Here is a 17,289-nt window from a genome sequence, read left to right on the forward strand (position 1 = left end):
TTGATGGGAAAGAAGAAACTTATTTAATCTCTTATAATGAGAAGAAATCAAAAGATATTACTATAATACGAGACGGATATGCAAAGCCTGATTATGATGATGATAAATTAGTAGAACCTTTAATTAAAACGGTTAAGGCGATTCCAGTTAAGCAAACGGTTAGAAAGTGGAATGAAAGTAAGTATGGGTTGATTTATTATGGAAAAAGAAATTGGGGATCCAATACAGAGGGAATTATTAATATTACTGAGGATGGTAAGGGGCAGAGTCTTAAAGAAGCAGCTTCTGAAATCATTGGATATACTGTATCTATATTTGTCCCTGGAAAAGAGAAAGAGCTAGTACCTGCTAGATATAACTTAATATGTGACGCAAGTTGGAGTAAATCAAAGACGCCTCCAAATGAAGATAGGCTTAAAGAGAAGAAACAACAAGATTTAAAGAATGAAAAAGAACAGTTTTTCCTATCAAAAGAAGTTGGTTATAAACTAAATATGACAGATAAAGCATTAGGGAGCGCCTTTTATTCATTAAGCAAGACTAGTGATGAAGGGGAAACATGGGAGGTTATCAATCCAGACCCATTTAATAGGGGGATTGGTAGTGTATCAGGAATCACTTTTATAAATGATAAACTTGGGTTTTTAGGAGCAGTTAGACCTTCTGGTAATGAGGGAGAGTTATATCGCACAGATGATGGGGGGGTATCTTTCAAAAAGGTAGAATATCCGCCGCATGAAGTCAAATTAGATCATACACAGTCCACAATAAGTCCTTTTGATTCTCCTAGTATGCCATATGAGAAAGATGGGGTTTTTAATATGTTAGTTGGACAAGGGGCAGATGGAGACTACAATGGCGATAGTAGTGTACTTTATCAATCAAAAGATAACGGAGAGACATGGGAAATTGTAGAAGAAGTGAAAAAGAAATAGTCAGAATGTTTTTTTGAAAAATAAGGTAACTACTCAGCTATACATTTCATTTAGAAGTTTGGTAAGGAGTATAATTCCAGCCATGAAGATAAAAATGGACCTACACCTCGCTGCCTTTCTTTGTTTTAAAGCTTTACGCGTGGCAGGAAAAGGCCCTGACCGCTTCTATGCATGGCCAGTCCCTCTCGCCCATTTAAAAAGATGCTTTTCTGGCTTTTTTTTCATAGAGGGGCTGAGTAGTTACTAAAAGTAAATAATTTAAATCGAACCATAAGCTTGCCGGCAAATTTATGGTTCGATTTTTTTTAGGGCAAAGATATCGTTCTAAACTGGTATTACCACATCGCTATCAAGTTTAAATTTTATAATGTCCCCAAAATGAAAAATTTGTGTCATTTATAGAAAGAAGTTTATTTTTATCATTTTGGGGATACTTCAAAATATTAAGTTGATGGTGGTGGGGTAGCACCATCCAAACACAAATTTCGTACGCTACGACAGCGTAACGATTTTATGCTGCCCGTAAAAAACTGATTAGTGAGAGCTCATAATCTGCGGGGGAGGGAAACCCCCGCGAATTTAAGTTTCACTTTATAAAAAAGTAAGGATCGACCGGTACCGCTCGTTATTTGACTATTACTTTCCCATCCATTCCTTTCAAGTAGTGGAACCGACATATAAGTTCATATGTACCGGGAGTTTCAGGTTTTACGGTAATTGTTATTTCTTTTCCTGACGGGACTTCGGCGTCAATTCCGAGTTTTTTCACCGTAAAGGTATGTTCTCTATTTCCTTTGTTTTTCAATAGCAACGTCGTCGTTTTCCCAACCGGAACAGTGATGATACTCGGATTAAAGTAATCATCATTCAATTCAACCTCAATAGGCTGTCTCACAACGTCGGATTCGGCCAATACGCGGAGTGATCCTAAAGTAGTCATAACTACAATCATCGCAAGTGAAATGATTAATCCAGTTAATAGCTTTTTCACAGACATTCGTAATCCCTCCTTTCCTAAGCACTAGTGTTTTCAAATTACTAAAATATTATCAATATAAATGGGGTTTAGGCGTGGCTTAAATAGTAATTCTTTCGGCAACTCCTGCTAACCAAGTACTAACTGGAATAGGATTTGGGTAAATAAAAAAAGCCTCCACTACTGTGGAAGCTTCTCCAAATGATGTGCAATATCAATATACATATCGGAATAAACCGAATGGATTTCATTACTAGGCGCAGCGTTAGAAGAGAAGTGGACGATTACCATACTTGCTTTCGGATCGATGTAAAGAGTTTGTCCGTAACTGCCTAACACTTCGAAAGCACCTTGTTCATTGTGCGGAATCCACCATTGATTATGATAAGAAATGGAAGCACCACGACCAATTGCGAGCTCACCTTCTTGTATATTTTTCACACCTTCTGTAATAGAAGAAGGGACGATTTGTTTTCCATTATATTGACCATTATTTAAAAGTAATTGCCCGAACCTCGCCATATCTCTAGCAGTTGCATTTAAACCAGCGCTTGCTTGTTCTACTTTTGTTTCATCTGTAACGTAATAAGCGTCTTCTTCCATACCAATTTGAGACCAAATTCGCTCGCTTACATTTTCAGCTAATGATTTTCCTGTGATTGTTCGGATAATCCAAGCGAGTGTTTCTGTTGATCCGTTATTGTAAGAAAAAGAGGAACCGGGTGGTGCAGTTTCTTCTGCTTCTAGTAACATATCATAAATTTTCATAGGCCCCTCGTAATTTTTACCTCGGGGTAAAATATTACTAGCTAAATATAGTTGTGCATCTTGATTTTCTAGTCCTAGCTGCATATATCCGTGAGTAGGGTATTCAGCGGAAACTTGCATGTCCATTAATTGTTGAAGTGTTGCTTTACCAAACGGTGTATTTTTTAATTCTTTTATGTAAGTGTCAGCTGTTTTTTCTACATCAATTCGATTTTCTTCAGCGAGAGATTGTATAATTGCACCAGTAAACACCTTTGCTAACGATGCCATTCCATGAGGTTCACTCTCGTTATATCCATTGAGATATCGTTCATAAACAAGTTGACCATTCTGTACAACGACAAAAGCATCTGTTTTGTTTTCGTCTAAAAGTTTTTTTAGAGGAGTCGTATTTCCAAATCTGCGCTCCACAGCAAAATCGTCTAAGTTTTGTAACGCGGTAGGGAAGGGAGCAACTTGGTCAGGGATGTTTTTTACTTCATTTATTAAAGTGAATTCTTTCATATGTGTATACGACCAGCGTAAGTAAGGATCGTCTAACCAGTTTTCTTTTGTGACATTTGCTTTAGTGGGGGTCGTTTTATTATTTTTAAAAAAAGTAAACCCAAGCCCTGTAACTACGAATAGTAATACTAGTAACAGTAATAGCAGGGGAGATTTCTTTACATTCATGCATGTACCTCCTTTAGTTTCTATTATAAGTATACGCTCGTCTTAAAATAAATACAAAATAAGGAAAGTAAACGGGTAAGTTTACTTTCCTTATGAACGTTAAGCAGATATTTGTCCGTCTGTACTTTGTTTCTTGAATTTTTGTTTTCGTCCGTGTAATCCATAATATAGAAGTAAAGTGAACGCAACGATAATAGCTGCGATAAAATACATATTATGATAACTTGATTTGGCAGCGACTATACCTAAAATGAAAGAACCAAAGCCAATGCCGCTATCAAAGAACGAGAAGTAAGTAGCTGTCGCAGAACCACGTCGATGGTTTGGAGCGGCAGAAATCGCAATCGTTTGGAAACTTGGAATTAATGTTCCGTATCCTAAACCGATTAACATACCTGCGCCAAGGAACCAAAATGAAGTTTGCGCTTGGCTTAAAATGAACATCCCAATTGTGAAAATAATGATAGCTGGATAAATAAGTACATTTTCACCGAAACGATCAAATATTTTTCCTGTAAATGGACGAGAGATTACAACAACAAGTGCGTATAGAATAAAGAAGTAACTTGCAACTTCGCTTAAACCGAGTTCTTTCGCATAAATAGGAATAAAGGATAAAATGCCACTATAAGAAAAGGCTAAAACAAATCCTGTCAGAGCGATCGGAATAGAAGATGGTTCAATTAAGTCTTTCCATTTCATTTTTTCACGTGTTTGTTTACTTACTGGTTTTTCATGCGGAATATTGACTAGTAATCCTAATAAAAATGCGAGTAATGAAAATACTGAACACACGATAAATAGTACAGTAAATGAAAAATGAGAAATAATTGTTAAACCTAAAAAAGGACCAATTACCATCGGTAGACTCATAAATACGCCGTAATAAGCAAGTGCTTCACCGCGTCTATGAGCTGGTGCTACATCAGTTACAATTGTTCCAGTTGCTGTTGTTGCCATTCCGAATCCAATGCCATGTAAGAAGCGAAGGGCAAGTAATAAAAATAAACTTTGCGTACCGAAATACATAACAGTAGCGGCTAAAAATAGTGAAAGTGAAATAAATAATATTTTCTTTCTTCCTAAATCATCGAGCCATTTTCCTGTGAATGGTCTACATAAAACAGATGAAATAAGAAAAACAGTTGCAACTAAACCAATTTCCTCAGGTTTTCCTTTTAGGCTGTCTATAACATAGACAGGCAGAGTAGTCATAAGCATGTAAAATGTTAAAAAGAGAAACAGACTACTAAAACAAGTTCCGAGGAAATCCTTCGTCCAAAGTTTTTCACTTTGCATCGTCATCCCTCCAAATTAATGATCTAAATTTTTGATAATTTGTTGTAACAATTGAAAAGCTTCATGTAAGTCTTCTTCTTTAATACCTTCTAGCGTCTTTTCTTCAAAAGAATCAACTTCTTCTTGCCATACTGGAATCATTTCTATTGCTGTTTCCGATAAGGAAATGAGCTTCTCACGGCGATCTTTTCCTTCCGTACGAATAATCCAGCCCATCGTTTCCATACGTGTTAACGTGCGAGTCATCGTTGGTGATTCAACATTTAAATATTGACATAATTCTGTTTGAGTACAAGATCCAGTTTGATTAATGCGGAAAATAACAGCCCATTGCGCACTAAATAATCCTGTTGGAGATACACGTTCATTAAATTTCTTCGTAAACTTACGAGAAGTTTGACTGACAATGTGAAAAAAATGTTGTTTTTCGTCCATGTATTTTGATCCTTTCAAATTAGTTACCTAGCTAACTATATACCTTTTTATTTTACTTGTCTAGTAATAGACATGTTGTTTTATGTGGAAATTTCGTATAGATTTTGTATTGAGAACGTACATTCTACATGGTATTCTTTAATTAAGTAAAGAATTTTCTTTCTATTAAAAGAATGGGGGAACTTGTGATGATTAAGCCTGCAACAATGGAGTTTGTTTCACTATCGAACGGAGAAACGATCGCGTATCAGGAAGTTGGAAGGCAAAATACAGAAATTCTTGTACTCATTCACGGGAACATGACATCGTCACAACACTGGGATTTAGTTATTGAAAAGTTGCAAGATCAATACCATATTTACGCTCTTGATTTAAGAGGATTTGGCCAATCAACATATAATCAATCGATAGATTCATTACAAGATTTTGCAAGAGATGTAAAACTATTTATCGATCAATTAAAACTAGAAAAATTTTCATTAATGGGATGGTCAATGGGCGGTGGTGTTGCGATGCAATTTACAGCGAATCATCCAACATTTGTCGAAAAGTTGATTTTAGTAGAATCAGTGGGAATGAAGGGATATCCAATTTTTAAAAAAGATATTAACGGGCAACCGATCGTATCAAGTTTAGTAAAGACGAAAGAAGAAATCGCGCAAGATCCCGTACAAATTGCTCCAGTGCTAGATGCGATAAAAAATATGAATAAATTATATTACCGTACAGTATGGAATCTATTAATATATACACATAATCAACCTGAACCGGATCGTTATGAAAAGTATTTAGATGATATGTTAACGCAACGTAATTTCGTAGATGTGAATTATGCGCTCATTACATTTAATATTTCGGATGAACATAACGGGGTTGTAGAGGGAAATAAGCAAATTCATCGTATTAAAGCTCCGACACTCGTCATACAAGGTGACAGAGATTATGTGGTACCACAAGTAGTTGGCGAGGAATTAGCGAAACATTTGCCAAATGCGGAGTTGACGATATTAGAAGATTGCGGGCATTCACCGTTTATAGATTGTTTAGATGTATTTATAAAATATGTTGAGGATTGGTTAGAAGATAAGTAGGTTGAGGAAGAAGTTAGATGAAATGTATCTAGCTTCTTTTTTGTGGGAAAACCAAAATTATTTCAGCCACTAGTTCTTTCTTATTCCACAGTAAACAATATATAATGAGTGTGGTGAATTACAAAAGGGAGAGATTAGGGATGTCAATGCGTTTTACTTTTTGGATTATGGTTGGGATTGTGGCAATCTCAGGTTTATCACAAGGGATGCTCTTACCTGCCATCGCAATGATTTTTGAACAAGAAGGGGTTAGTTCAAGTATTAACGGTATTCATGCGACGGCATTATACATCGGGATATTATTTATTTCACCGTTTCTTGAAAAACCGATGCAAAAGTTTGGAATGAAACCAATTATCGTAATTGGTGGGTTTCTCGTTATTATTTCATTATTCTTTTTTACACAAACATTTTCATTTTGGGTATGGTTTATTCTTAGGTTCCTAGTTGGTGTTGGAGATCATATGCTCCATGTCGGAACGCAAACGTGGATTACGACAACGTCAGATCCTAGTAAAATAGGTAGACAAGTATCGATATACGGTGTATTCTTCGGAATTGGTTTCGCAGTTGGCCCGTATTTAGCAAGCACTGTTCAGTACGGTCTTGCAACACCATTTATCGTATCTACTATACTTTGCTTAATAGGATGGCTTTTACTGCTACCAACGAAAAATGCATTTCCAGCACAAGATGAGGCAAAAACTGAAAGTAAATCATCCTTTTCTCGTTATAAACAAGTCGTTGGATTAGCTTGGATTGCGCTAATTGGTCCGCTCGCATATGGCGTACTTGAAGCGATGTTAAATAGTAACTTACCAGTATACGCACTTCGCAAAGGATGGTCTGTATCGGAAGTTTCCTTCTTATTACCAGCATTCGCAGTTGGGGGCATTATTACACAAATTCCACTCGGTATATTAAGTGATAAATACGGAAGAGATCGTATTTTAACGTGGACGTTCAGCATAAGTACGGGCATTTTCCTACTCGCAGCAGTATTTGATCAATATTACTGGATTGTCTTTGCATGTATGCTTATAGCAGGTATGGTCATTGGCTCATGCTTCTCACTAGGGCTTGGATTTATGACAGATTTATTACCGAGACACTTACTACCAGCAGGTAATATATTATCCGGAATCGCCTTTAGTATAGGAAGTATTATGGGACCTGTATTAGGAGGCGTATTTATAGAAAAAATACAGTATACAAGCTTTTTTATTGCGGTTATGATTATAATGGGAATTCTCGCAATGGTATATATGGTCTACATGAAGAATCAATTCGCATCAAGAAAAATAGAAAGTAGGTTAGGGCATGACAAAACAACCTAATAAGAAAAAATTTGAAGTACTAGAAAACGAAACGATTACAGACTGCTTAGCGCGTATGGAACAAGAAGGATATGCACCGTCTCGTCGCATGGAAGAGCCAATCTTTCATGAAGTAAAGAAAGACGGAAAAACAGAAGTTGAACCGTGTGGTAGAAAAATTGTTTTTGAGGGTAAATTGAAGTAATACAAATAATAAATTCTCTTTATCGTATAGAGCCATCCAATTCAGTCTTTGTGAGTTGGATGGCTTGTTTTTTTATTGACCAATGAAGGAATAGGAAGATGAGGAATTGAATAGAATGAATGGATATTTTCTAGGAAGAACGAAAAGAAACTAGTTGGCCGGACATGGATTGGAGAGCGAATATAATAAATTAAAACTAAAAATTCACAGGAGAAAATAGGTGAATTAGCCGAGTGCTCGTTAATCTGTATTCCATCAATTTTGTCGTCTAGAAGAAAAGTGTAATATCAAAAAGCATACTATAAATACGTATCATTTTTTGTGTTCGGTGCGGAATGGCAAGTAAATACAACCGCAACTTTAAATCTTTCTGGAAGAGCAGAATTATACTAGCTTTGTATTTTAGTTAGTTCGAAATTGATCGCTTAAGCGAGGTGGAGTTCAAAATATGGAAGTAAATCAAAATCAGCGAATCCTCTATGCGGTTTTTGAGGATGAAATTCAATTGCCGGTGCTGGATATCACTCATCCCCTTTTTAATGAAAGTATTGATGAACAGGCGTATCATTTGAATTGCCTCAAATCAGCCCGGAGCATTGAATCGTTAAAAAAGATGCCTAGCTTTATTCAAAATATCTTTGTGAAAATGTCGAATGTTGATGATTCCTATCTTAGCGGTATGCGTACTTTACTGTACAAACTAGGCCCTGGTTTAAGTAAGGGGATAAAATTAGGATTTCGGGACAAGTGGGCGGTGAAGCAAACTTCTTTTATGGGACTTCGGATTAGGCTGAGGGATCTTTGCAGACACCAGTCGGAAATTTTGTTGCCTCAGCTTAAGCAATTCCCTGAACGGGGTCTTTGTTTTTTTAATATAGCTGGTGGTGCTGCTACGGACAGTATCAATACTTTAATTTTAATACAGGAATCAGACCCGGAATTACTTAAGGGACGAAAGATTGAGATTAATATTTTAGATATTGATACTTACGGCCCTAATTTCGCAAAAAGGTGTATGGGTGTCTTGAAGCAGCAGGGGGAACGATTCCATGGTCTTGATATAACTCTTAATACAACTCATTATAACTGGAGCCAACCGGATTCATTATTAAAAATGAGCTTGGAACATTCAGGTTGGATTCAGCTCTGTTCATCGGAAGGGGGGCTTTTCGAGTATGGTTCGGATTCAGATATCATTGAGAATTTAAATCGTTTCTTTGAAAATTCCCCAGCGGATGCCCGTGTCACGGGTTCATTAATTTTCGACCGAGCGCATGTAAATCCGGGATACCTTGGATTTACGGAGTTTATTGGTGTGCAAATTAGGTATCTTGGATTGGAAGGGTTACAGAAGATTTTAAATCAAACTTCGTGGGTATTAGAAGAATCGCATGAAATTGAAAAAATCTATATTCTATTTTCGCTGAAGAAAGCGTGAAATTATATTGAAATGATTGGATGAGGGGCTGGTACCAATGTCGGTACTACCTCTATTTTTTTTGCGGAAATTCATAGAAAACAAACGGGGAATTATGTATTTATTGTTTTTGCTAAAAATTATGTGCAATTCAGAGTACGATACATATAAAATGCCATTTCCTTTTGCATTTCTCCTAATTGGCTTCTTTATATAGGGCGTAGAAAAGATTGCTACTTTTTTTGTATATTGGTAAAATAAGTTCTTGGGTCTTACTTGTTTTTATCGGTATAATATTTGTCGCTTAACGTAAAGAAATTAGTTACAAAGCTTCCATAATATTTAAAGGGGGTTACAGCAACGATCCCCTCTTTTTGGAGCCACTCACGAACGTAAAGCAAGAGAAGAGGCTATATGAACTATTCTCCTATCTTGTTTAGATTAAATCAGTTACTGCAATTGGAACAGGTATATGAAACTCAATATCTGGAGGATTGATTAGAATCTAGTCGACATTCTGATGGATCATGTTTTTCTAGCAATCTATCAATTCTGATGGAATTGATAGATTGCTAGAGAATGGAAAATGATTATCCGTATATTCCAAAGCAAATGTAACAAAGTGTCCTTCCATAATTAAGGGTAAAACCAAAATACGTTGTTTTAAAGAATGATTTGTTAGAACTGGTTATAAGTAATAAAACAGAAAAGAGGATCACATGTTAGATACTTTACAGAGAAGTAAAAAGTTTTTTTTATTATGTCTTATTTTTTTAGTGCTTTTAACCGCTTGTGGTAATACAGATGTTAAGACATCTAAAGCTTCATTACCACCGGCTCAATCCAATATAGATACATCATTAAAAGCACCAAATTGGGTAGATAAAAGTCCTATCCAACAGTCTCCTAATTTTACGGAAGATAAAAAAGTAAAATCGGTTGTGAATTTAATAGCAACGGGTGATAATTTATACCATGACGCAGTAATTAAAGATGGCAAACAAAAAGACGGTTCATATGATTATAACTATATTTATGAAAATATCAAAAAAGCTGTTAAATCAAGTGATCTTGCTATAGTGAACCAGGAGACCCCGATTGCAGGAAATAATTTGAAAGTACAGGGATATCCTACTTTCAATACACCTGAAGAAGTGGGTCAATCTTTAGTGGATACTGGATTCAATATAGTGACTCAAGCGACAAATCACGCTATGGATATGGGTATTAAAGGTGTTGCGAATACAAGAGAATACTGGAAGAAATATCCGGATGTTATCCCGGTAGGCATTAATGAGAGTCAAAACGAGCGCAATGAAATAAAAACGATTACAAAAAATGGGATTAGTTTTGCATTACTTAATTATACATATGGTACGAATGGAATTAAAATTCCAGCTGATAAGTCTTGGGCATTAAATTTAATTGATAAAAAAGCGATACAAAATGATGTGGAAAAGGCAAAGAGTAGTTCTGATATGGTGATTGTTATGGTGCATTGGGGAGTTGAATATACCACTACACCTTCAAAACAACAAAAAGAAGTTGCTCAATATTTAACAGATTTAGGTGTAGATGTAGTAATTGGAAATCATCCACATGTAATTCAACCAATTGAGTGGAAACAAAATAAAGATGGACATCAAACGCTAATCTATTATTCTCTTGGAAATCTTATTTCTGCTCAAGAAAAATTAGAAACATTGGTTGGAGGATTATCCTATATACAATTTGTTAAGTATGAAGATAAAACTTTTGGTATACGACAAGCGGCACTCGTACCGACAGTAACCGACTATGCTGATGGTAAGAAACAATTTAAAATTCAATTTTTAAAAGATTATTCGGATGAAAATTCTAAAAATCATGGGATTAAAAAATTTGTAGGTCCCGTTTCTTTGAAGGATTTCAAGGATATTCCTAGAGATGTGTTGGGAAATTGGTATAAAGACTAATAAACAAAAAGGGAATGAGATACAATTAAAAAATTTATAATTTTAGCATTGGTATTGACATTGGGATGGAGCCTTGCTGCTTGTAGTGGAAAGCAAACATCTCAGGAAACTACTAATAATAACGATAAAAATAAAAATGAGATAAATGTGAATAAAAAAGATGTTTTACCTATCTCTGATCTTAATGATTGGAGAATTATCCTTGTAAATAGAGAGCATATGTTACCAAAGGAACTAGGAATTGAATTAACAAGTATTACCCAAAATGCTAAGCCAAATATGAAAATCGATAGCAGAATTGCAACTTCCTATCAGGATATGGTAACAGCTGCAAAAAAAGAGGGGATCAATCTTTATTTAAGATCAAGTTATCGAGCTATAAAATTACAACAAACGTATTATGATGCTTCAGTTAAAAGCTATAAATCTCAAGGTTTGTCGGATAAAGAGGCTAGTGCTAAGGCATTGGAATATCTTCAGTATCCTGGCGCAAGTGAACATCATACTGGATTAGCATTAGACATTATTTCAGTTGAATGGCAGAATACTGTAGAAGATTTAAATGCAAAATTTGAAACTACCGATGCATTCAAATGGTTAGATAAGAATGCTGCAGAGTATGGGTTTATTCTCCGCTATCCAAAAGATAAAGAGAATATTACTGGCATTAAGTATGAGCCATGGCACTATCGTTACGTAGGAAAAGAAGTTGCTGTTTATCTAAAAGAAAAAGGGTTAACTTTAGAAGAGTATTGCGAAAAAATTAAGTCTAGCAAATAAAAATACACTTGGATTCTATTAAAAAGCCATATCTGGTGGAAGTATTAACCTTCCTCCTAGTATTGCGAAAACGGTGTATGATAATTTGAGCACGTATGAACCAGTTATCGTGTGAAAAGATATATGTATCAAGAAATTAAATTTATAAAAGAAGCAGTGAAAAAGGATCTGATATTCATATCAGATTCTTTTTCATTCGTAACATAGAATACTTGCTTACTGTATCTGCTTAACTAGGCTTTAGAGACTGCCTACTTTCCAGATGCTACAATATTAACCTCGCCATCTTTTTTGTTTTGGATGTTAGCTTTTCTTAGCTTGATAGACATGTGGAGGTAGCCCAAACACTGCGATTGGTAGTGTTTTTTATTTGTTAGCATCTTACAAATTTTGTTAAGATGAAATAGTTGGTGTAGGGAAAATATTTTAGGAGCTGAATAGGGTGAAGAGATATTTTGTTAATAATCGACATAAGAAAGTACACATCACAGAATGGGGTAATAAGAAAAATCCGGTTATCTTTTGTTTACATGGATTAGGTGGCTCTAGTCTTACTTTTATAGAAGTGGCTGACAAACTAAAAGATGAGTATAGATTTGTTACATGTTTTGTGCAACTAACAAATCAGATGATGTTCACTATTGCTTTCATTTCTGCAATAACGAATTCTACAATAGATGATAGAACGTATATTTGGTATAATTGAAACATACTACTTAAAATGATGCACATGAGTTATAAAATTTATGTAAAGAGGTAAGGACTACATAACAATAACTAAATTTAAAAGTTCTAGTACATATAAGATTCAGTTCATGTTAAGCAAATTCATTATCAGAAAGGAAAAGATGTAATGAATCAAATTTCATTTGAAGATTTATTTGAAGAGGAAAAAGAAACGGTGGAGGTAGCTGAGATACCAGTACCTTTATCGCCATTGCAACAAGATATATTGGGATTATTTAATTCTGAAGAAATAAGTGCACTTGAGCTATGTGAACAATTAGTACGAGCTGGTAAAATACCCGATGAAAGATTCACTACGAATAAGCCGAAAGCATATGGACAAGTATGCTTACTATTAGAAGGTTTTGTTAAAGAAGGAAAGCTGGTTTTTGTCAAAAGTGATGAGAAAAGAGATAGGGTATATAAAGTGAAACTTTAATCAGTGGGGGGCATCCCCCACTGATTATTAGCCTACACCAATCGGGCGTTTACGGGCAGTTATTCTCCCGCCTAACTTCTTTGCTCCAGCCGAATTTTGAGGTGGGAGTCTTACTGCCCACAAATAGCGGGATAAAATGAAAGAAGAAGTTTCTAACACATAAGTTGTACAGGGTATAGTAAAGAAATAAGGATGAAGCATCATTAAGCATGTAAAGAAAAGTTAAAGTTATGTAGGGACTAGGTTTAAACGGCCTAGTCCCTTATATAAGTGGGAAATGTAAAAAAAATTTTTTGTTTGGCTTTTTCTTCGCGTTGCCATGTTATCCTTTAATAAAGCGATAAATGAAACTAAAACTTAATCACGTGAGGTTAGTTATAAATGATAAAGAAGTTTACTAGAGTAGTATTAACGGCGGTTATGCCAATATGTCTTATTACGGGTTGTGGAACTGCTGAAAAAACTGAAGCACAAGAGCCGAAAGCGGTACAAGCGGAGAAAAAGGATTATACGGATTACTCATACGGTAGCAAAGGTATATTAGTAAGCGGAAAAGCGAAAGAACGTCTACAATACGAGGTTGGATATATGGATGATAACAAGTTAATTGGAATCGATGAAACTATTGAGGACTGTATTATTTTAGATAATAAAGATGAAGCAAGCCACATTTGGAAACAAATAGAGCGCGGATCTATTATTGAAGTGCAATATGGTAAGGACCGCAAAGACATCGTAGGCGTACAATTAGTAGGAGATCGTGAGCCATACGAAATTAGTGACAAGCTAGATCGAAATACGATAAACGAGATTGTTGGACAAGTTAAAGGTAATTTGTAATAGAGGTATTTCACTAGTATATGATCTATTATCATGACATGGCGAATCGCATACATAAAAGTTTGGAATCAACGGCATTTTTAATATGAAAATGCCGTTGATTTATTTTAAAAAGTAAATGGTATTCTATAATCTTGTAGAAAAATACGTATTAAAAAATATACAAATGAATTATTCTTCTTTTAGTTGTGATGATCGCCGTAAGGTCATTGTCCAGAATAAAAGAGCACAAGTACTAACGGATGCACCTAATATACAAACTCCGTTCCATCCGTAGCTTGCATAAATGTTTGTGGAAAGAATGGCGCCTGTAGCACTGCCGATAGAATAAAAAATCATGTAACTGGCAGTGAGGCGACTTCTCGCTTCTGGACGCACTGTGAAAAGCATGCTTTGATTGGTGACATGTACAGCTTGCACAGCTAAATCTAAAAGGATAACACCGATAACTAGTAGGAATAGAGAATGGTTCATTAATTTAATTAGGAGCCATGAAAGTAATAATAAGGATAAGGCTATGCCAGTAGTTCTCTCTCCGAATCCGCGATCAGCAAGTTGTCCCGCTTTAGTAGCAGCTAATGCACCAGCAACTCCAGCAAGACCAAATGCTCCGATAGCTGTATGTGATAGATTATATGGTGCAGCACTTAGAGGTAAAACTAATGAAGTCCATAAAATACTGAATGAAGTGAAAATGAGCAATGCTAATATTCCGCGAATACGTAAGATCCTTTCTTCTACAAATAATAAGAGAACAGAACGTAATAATTTACGATAGGTCATAGCTGTTTTTTTATGTTCAAGACTAGGTAAATTACGATATAACAAACCAATTACGAAGAGCATAAGTACAGCAGAGGTAAGATAAACGGAACGCCATCCCGCTAGATCTGTTAATGTTCCGGCAAATGTACGTGCAAGTAGAATTCCTATTACGACACCACTCGTGACGAAACCTACTATTCGCCCACGGTCTTTTGGGTTAGCTAAAATGGATGCGTATGCGACGAGTGTCTGCGTAACAGTCGCAAGAATTCCGACTAAGGCCATACCTATAAAAAGTACGGTACTGGAAGGAGCGACTCCGACCACAATTAAAGCGAAAACGGATAAAAGCATTTGAACAATGATAAGTCTTTTTTGGTTTAACAAATCACCAAGTGGAACTAATAAAAGTAATCCGAGTGCATAACAAACTTGAGTAATCGTAATAACGACACCAATAGTTGAATGGTTGATCTTAAACGCATTTGATAAAGAATCAAGTAGAGGATGAGCGAAGTATATATTCGCCACAGCCATCCCGCAAGCTATTGAAAATAATAGAGTTATATAGCGGGGCATGATTGTATTGATAGGTGATTGGAACTGATCATTATTCTGTGTAAGAGCAGTTGTCATTTTTTCTTTAGCATCCATAATATCATCTCCTTTTGTTTTTAAAATAATGTACCGAACGATATGTTATTTCGTAAGTTAAATATAATCAGGGATAAGTTGCTATGTCAAGTGAATTGTAAATTAAATTCAGTTTCTTTTGACATATCATTTATAATTTAATACGATATATAATATACTGATTAGTACATAAAAACGTGATTTATAATTTAGAAAACAGGTGAAAAAAGAGGAGGGATTAAATGGCCCGACTACGTGAATTTGATAAAGAAAAAGCTTTGGATGCTGCTATGCAACTTTTTTGGGAGAAAGGATACGCTGCTACTTCATTAAGTGATCTAACTGCTAAAATGGAAATACAAAGACCGAGTTTATATGCGGCATTTGGTGATAAAGAAGGGCTATTTGAAGCTGCATTACGGAGATACACGAATTTACACGCAGCTAGCATTCGAACAAAACTTCAAAAAGAACAATCTGTAAAAGAGGCCATTCGTATATTTTTTGAAAATATGGTGGAAGAGGAATATAAAAAAGAATCAAATAAAGGCTGTTTTTGTATTAACACAATGGTTGAGATTGCCCCTCATAATGAAAAATTTGAAGTGCTGACTAGAGAACATCAAATGTATCTTTCAGTTATATTTCAAGAATTAATCGCCAAAGGCATTCAGTCTGGAGAACTGCAAAGTGATGTGAATGCTAAAGCATTGGCACAAACGCTAGTCACTTCATTAATTGGATTAACAGTGTTAATGAAATCTCGCCCAGAACGTTCAGTTGTAGATAATTCGGTATGTATCATATTATCGTTACTAAAATAAATGTAACAGAATCGTATTTCAATCAACTATGTCGATTATAGACACTTTTATTTATAAACTTTTAACTTTAAGCACTGAATTGTCTACGAAGGCAACAAGTGCTTTTTATTTTCGTGTAAATATGAGCAGGTGAATCATAATGGTTGTCTGCAATATATGAAGATTGTTGAGACATTTGTAATTAGGCATCGGATAAGAGAGGAATGAAAACACTATATAAGCCCCTTCGAAGCCCATTATAAGCACCTACCAAGTAATAAATCACTAAGAAAAAACAAAACAAAAACAACTACAAGAACAAAACAAGCGCGAAAAAATAAAACCGGCGTAGTAGTAGTTAAAAAAATTTGGAATTCAAATGCAAAAATAAACCCCTCATTCCTATATGTATATTGAAGGATTGAAATTTTCCTTTTTATGAATAAAAGGAGGTGGGAAACATATGGCGGTGTACCGTAATGTGCAGGTGAACTTTTGGCAAGATGAATTCATATTAGATTTAACGCCAGAAGAGCGTTATTTTTACATATATTTGTTAACTGGTACGAAAACGAAGCAATGTGGTATTTACATATTACCGAAGCGTTTGGCAGAGCTTGAAACTGGTTACAGTATGGAGACTGTTGAGAAGTTATTGAACCGGTTTGTGAAATACGGGAAGATTTTATATGATGCGGAAACGAAAGAGTTATTCATTATAAATTGGTTACACTATAATCCTATTTTTAATACGAACATAGAGAAATGTGTATTACGTGAGCTGAAAATGGTGAAAAGTAAAGAGTTCCTACATAAGTTTTTACGTAAATGTCTTGAAGAAGAATGCAAGATTCCGTTATTACTTCAGTATTTTGGTATGCCAGAGGAAGAGGTTAGTAGTAATTCACAACAAGCAATTATTCAAGAGAAGGAAGAGAAGGAAGAGGTAGAAAGAGTAGAGGATGCCACTTCGCATAGTGAAGTTTATAAATTTTACGAACAAAACATTAGTAGTCTATCTCCATATATCGCGAAGGAATTAAAGGAATGGATGCAAAGAGTTTCAGGAGATAAAGTACTAGAGGCACTTAAAATTGCGTTTGAACATAATAAGGGGACACTTGCTTATGTAAAGGGTATCTTGAGGAATTGGTGTAGCGAATATAGTGGAGAAAAGTGTGTAATGGGAAGTTTAGAGAGAAGGAGAAGTGTTTTGAGTAGTGTTTTTTAATTT

General features: G+C 35.3%; 16 protein-coding genes and 1 pseudogene. 12 read left to right on the forward strand and 5 right to left on the reverse strand.

What is annotated here, in order from left to right:
* Positions 1–935: sialidase family protein (locus tag ABH959_RS16675; protein ID WP_483862347.1), on the forward strand; the 935-nt coding region annotated here is incomplete at its 5' end.
* A gap of 625 nt (positions 936–1,560) precedes the next feature.
* On the opposite strand, the gene ABH959_RS16680 is transcribed toward ABH959_RS16675, so the two are convergent.
* The 4 genes from ABH959_RS16680 to ABH959_RS16695 all read right to left on the reverse strand — a co-directional run bounded on the left by ABH959_RS16680 (position 1,561) and on the right by ABH959_RS16695 (position 5,085).
* Positions 1,561–1,932, reverse strand: coding sequence for a cupredoxin domain-containing protein (locus ABH959_RS16680; protein ID WP_215552011.1), 372 nt, complete (start codon positions 1,930–1,932; stop codon positions 1,561–1,563).
* 159 nt (positions 1,933–2,091) lie between these two features.
* Positions 2,092–3,351, reverse strand: a complete 1,260-nt coding sequence (locus ABH959_RS16685) for a serine hydrolase domain-containing protein (protein ID WP_404492933.1) — start codon at positions 3,349–3,351, stop codon at positions 2,092–2,094.
* A gap of 99 nt (positions 3,352–3,450) precedes the next feature.
* Complete coding sequence (locus tag ABH959_RS16690; RefSeq protein WP_113935902.1) at positions 3,451–4,650, reverse strand: MFS transporter; 1,200 nt, start codon at positions 4,648–4,650, stop codon at positions 3,451–3,453.
* A gap of 15 nt (positions 4,651–4,665) precedes the next feature.
* Positions 4,666–5,085 carry a MarR family winged helix-turn-helix transcriptional regulator gene (locus ABH959_RS16695; protein ID WP_002013810.1) on the reverse strand — a complete coding sequence of 140 codons (420 nt, stop codon included), beginning with the start codon at positions 5,083–5,085 and terminating at the stop codon, positions 4,666–4,668.
* A 173-nt stretch (positions 5,086–5,258) separates the two neighbouring features.
* Between ABH959_RS16695 and phaZ the strand changes: the two genes are divergently transcribed.
* The 9 genes and pseudogenes from phaZ to ABH959_RS16740 all read left to right on the forward strand — a co-directional run bounded on the left by phaZ (position 5,259) and on the right by ABH959_RS16740 (position 13,854).
* Positions 5,259–6,176 (forward strand): intracellular short-chain-length polyhydroxyalkanoate depolymerase, encoded by a 918-nt coding sequence (gene phaZ / locus ABH959_RS16700; RefSeq protein WP_113935901.1) that lies wholly within the window; start codon positions 5,259–5,261, stop codon positions 6,174–6,176.
* A gap of 140 nt (positions 6,177–6,316) precedes the next feature.
* Positions 6,317–7,513: an MFS transporter gene (locus ABH959_RS16705; protein ID WP_113935900.1), complete on the forward strand. Its 1,197-nt coding sequence runs from the start codon at positions 6,317–6,319 to the stop codon at positions 7,511–7,513.
* On the forward strand, positions 7,497–7,697 hold the full coding sequence (locus ABH959_RS16710; protein WP_000166302.1) for an NETI motif-containing protein: 201 nt from the start codon (positions 7,497–7,499) through the stop codon (positions 7,695–7,697). Before ABH959_RS16705 ends, ABH959_RS16710 begins: the two co-directional genes overlap by 17 nt.
* A gap of 448 nt (positions 7,698–8,145) precedes the next feature.
* Positions 8,146–9,135: a hypothetical protein gene (locus ABH959_RS16715; RefSeq protein ID WP_113935899.1), complete on the forward strand. Its 990-nt coding sequence runs from the start codon at positions 8,146–8,148 to the stop codon at positions 9,133–9,135.
* 698 nt (positions 9,136–9,833) lie between these two features.
* Positions 9,834–11,069, forward strand: a complete 1,236-nt coding sequence (locus ABH959_RS16720) for a CapA family protein (protein WP_113935898.1) — start codon at positions 9,834–9,836, stop codon at positions 11,067–11,069.
* Positions 11,070–11,117: 48 nt separating this feature from the next.
* Positions 11,118–11,849 (forward strand): M15 family metallopeptidase, encoded by a 732-nt coding sequence (locus ABH959_RS16725; protein WP_113935897.1) that lies wholly within the window; start codon positions 11,118–11,120, stop codon positions 11,847–11,849.
* 442 nt (positions 11,850–12,291) lie between these two features.
* Positions 12,292–12,453 (forward strand): annotated as a pseudogene (locus tag ABH959_RS16730) (alpha/beta fold hydrolase); the annotation flags it as partial.
* Between the two features lie 249 nt (positions 12,454–12,702).
* Positions 12,703–13,014, forward strand: coding sequence for a DUF3895 domain-containing protein (locus tag ABH959_RS16735; protein ID WP_002190151.1), 312 nt, complete (start codon positions 12,703–12,705; stop codon positions 13,012–13,014).
* A gap of 381 nt (positions 13,015–13,395) precedes the next feature.
* Positions 13,396–13,854 carry a hypothetical protein gene (locus tag ABH959_RS16740; protein WP_113935895.1) on the forward strand — a complete coding sequence of 153 codons (459 nt, stop codon included), beginning with the start codon at positions 13,396–13,398 and terminating at the stop codon, positions 13,852–13,854.
* Positions 13,855–14,025: 171 nt separating this feature from the next.
* On the opposite strand, the gene ABH959_RS16745 is transcribed toward ABH959_RS16740, so the two are convergent.
* Positions 14,026–15,273, reverse strand: a complete 1,248-nt coding sequence (locus ABH959_RS16745; RefSeq protein WP_113935894.1) for an MFS transporter — start codon at positions 15,271–15,273, stop codon at positions 14,026–14,028.
* 221 nt (positions 15,274–15,494) lie between these two features.
* Between ABH959_RS16745 and ABH959_RS16750 the strand changes: the two genes are divergently transcribed.
* Positions 15,495–16,076 carry a TetR/AcrR family transcriptional regulator gene (locus ABH959_RS16750; RefSeq protein ID WP_002137227.1) on the forward strand — a complete coding sequence of 194 codons (582 nt, stop codon included), beginning with the start codon at positions 15,495–15,497 and terminating at the stop codon, positions 16,074–16,076.
* Positions 16,077–16,518: 442 nt separating this feature from the next.
* Entirely contained in the window at positions 16,519–17,286 is a 768-nt protein-coding gene (locus ABH959_RS16755; protein ID WP_113935893.1) for a DnaD domain-containing protein, read from the forward strand.
* The last annotated feature ends 3 nt before the right edge of the window (positions 17,287–17,289 follow it).

This window comes from Bacillus sp. RC51 (assembly GCF_044908115.1).
GTDB classification, from domain to species: domain Bacteria; phylum Bacillota; class Bacilli; order Bacillales; family Bacillaceae_G; genus Bacillus_A; species Bacillus_A mycoides.

Coding starts and splice junctions, on each gene's coding strand:
- ABH959_RS16680 (WP_215552011.1), bottom strand. CDS start 1,932: ATGTCTGTGAAAAAGCTATTAACTGGATTAATCATTTCACTTGCGATG.
- ABH959_RS16685 (WP_404492933.1), bottom strand. CDS start 3,351: ATGAATGTAAAGAAATCTCCCCTGCTATTACTGTTACTAGTATTACTA.
- ABH959_RS16690 (WP_113935902.1), bottom strand. CDS start 4,650: ATGCAAAGTGAAAAACTTTGGACGAAGGATTTCCTCGGAACTTGTTTT.
- ABH959_RS16695 (WP_002013810.1), bottom strand. CDS start 5,085: ATGGACGAAAAACAACATTTTTTTCACATTGTCAGTCAAACTTCTCGT.
- phaZ (WP_113935901.1), top strand. CDS start 5,259: ATGGGGGAACTTGTGATGATTAAGCCTGCAACAATGGAGTTTGTTTCA.
- ABH959_RS16705 (WP_113935900.1), top strand. CDS start 6,317: ATGTCAATGCGTTTTACTTTTTGGATTATGGTTGGGATTGTGGCAATC.
- ABH959_RS16710 (WP_000166302.1), top strand. CDS start 7,497: ATGACAAAACAACCTAATAAGAAAAAATTTGAAGTACTAGAAAACGAA.
- ABH959_RS16715 (WP_113935899.1), top strand. CDS start 8,146: ATGGAAGTAAATCAAAATCAGCGAATCCTCTATGCGGTTTTTGAGGAT.
- ABH959_RS16720 (WP_113935898.1), top strand. CDS start 9,834: ATGTTAGATACTTTACAGAGAAGTAAAAAGTTTTTTTTATTATGTCTT.
- ABH959_RS16735 (WP_002190151.1), top strand. CDS start 12,703: ATGAATCAAATTTCATTTGAAGATTTATTTGAAGAGGAAAAAGAAACG.
- ABH959_RS16740 (WP_113935895.1), top strand. CDS start 13,396: ATGATAAAGAAGTTTACTAGAGTAGTATTAACGGCGGTTATGCCAATA.
- ABH959_RS16745 (WP_113935894.1), bottom strand. CDS start 15,273: ATGGATGCTAAAGAAAAAATGACAACTGCTCTTACACAGAATAATGAT.
- ABH959_RS16750 (WP_002137227.1), top strand. CDS start 15,495: ATGGCCCGACTACGTGAATTTGATAAAGAAAAAGCTTTGGATGCTGCT.
- ABH959_RS16755 (WP_113935893.1), top strand. CDS start 16,519: ATGGCGGTGTACCGTAATGTGCAGGTGAACTTTTGGCAAGATGAATTC.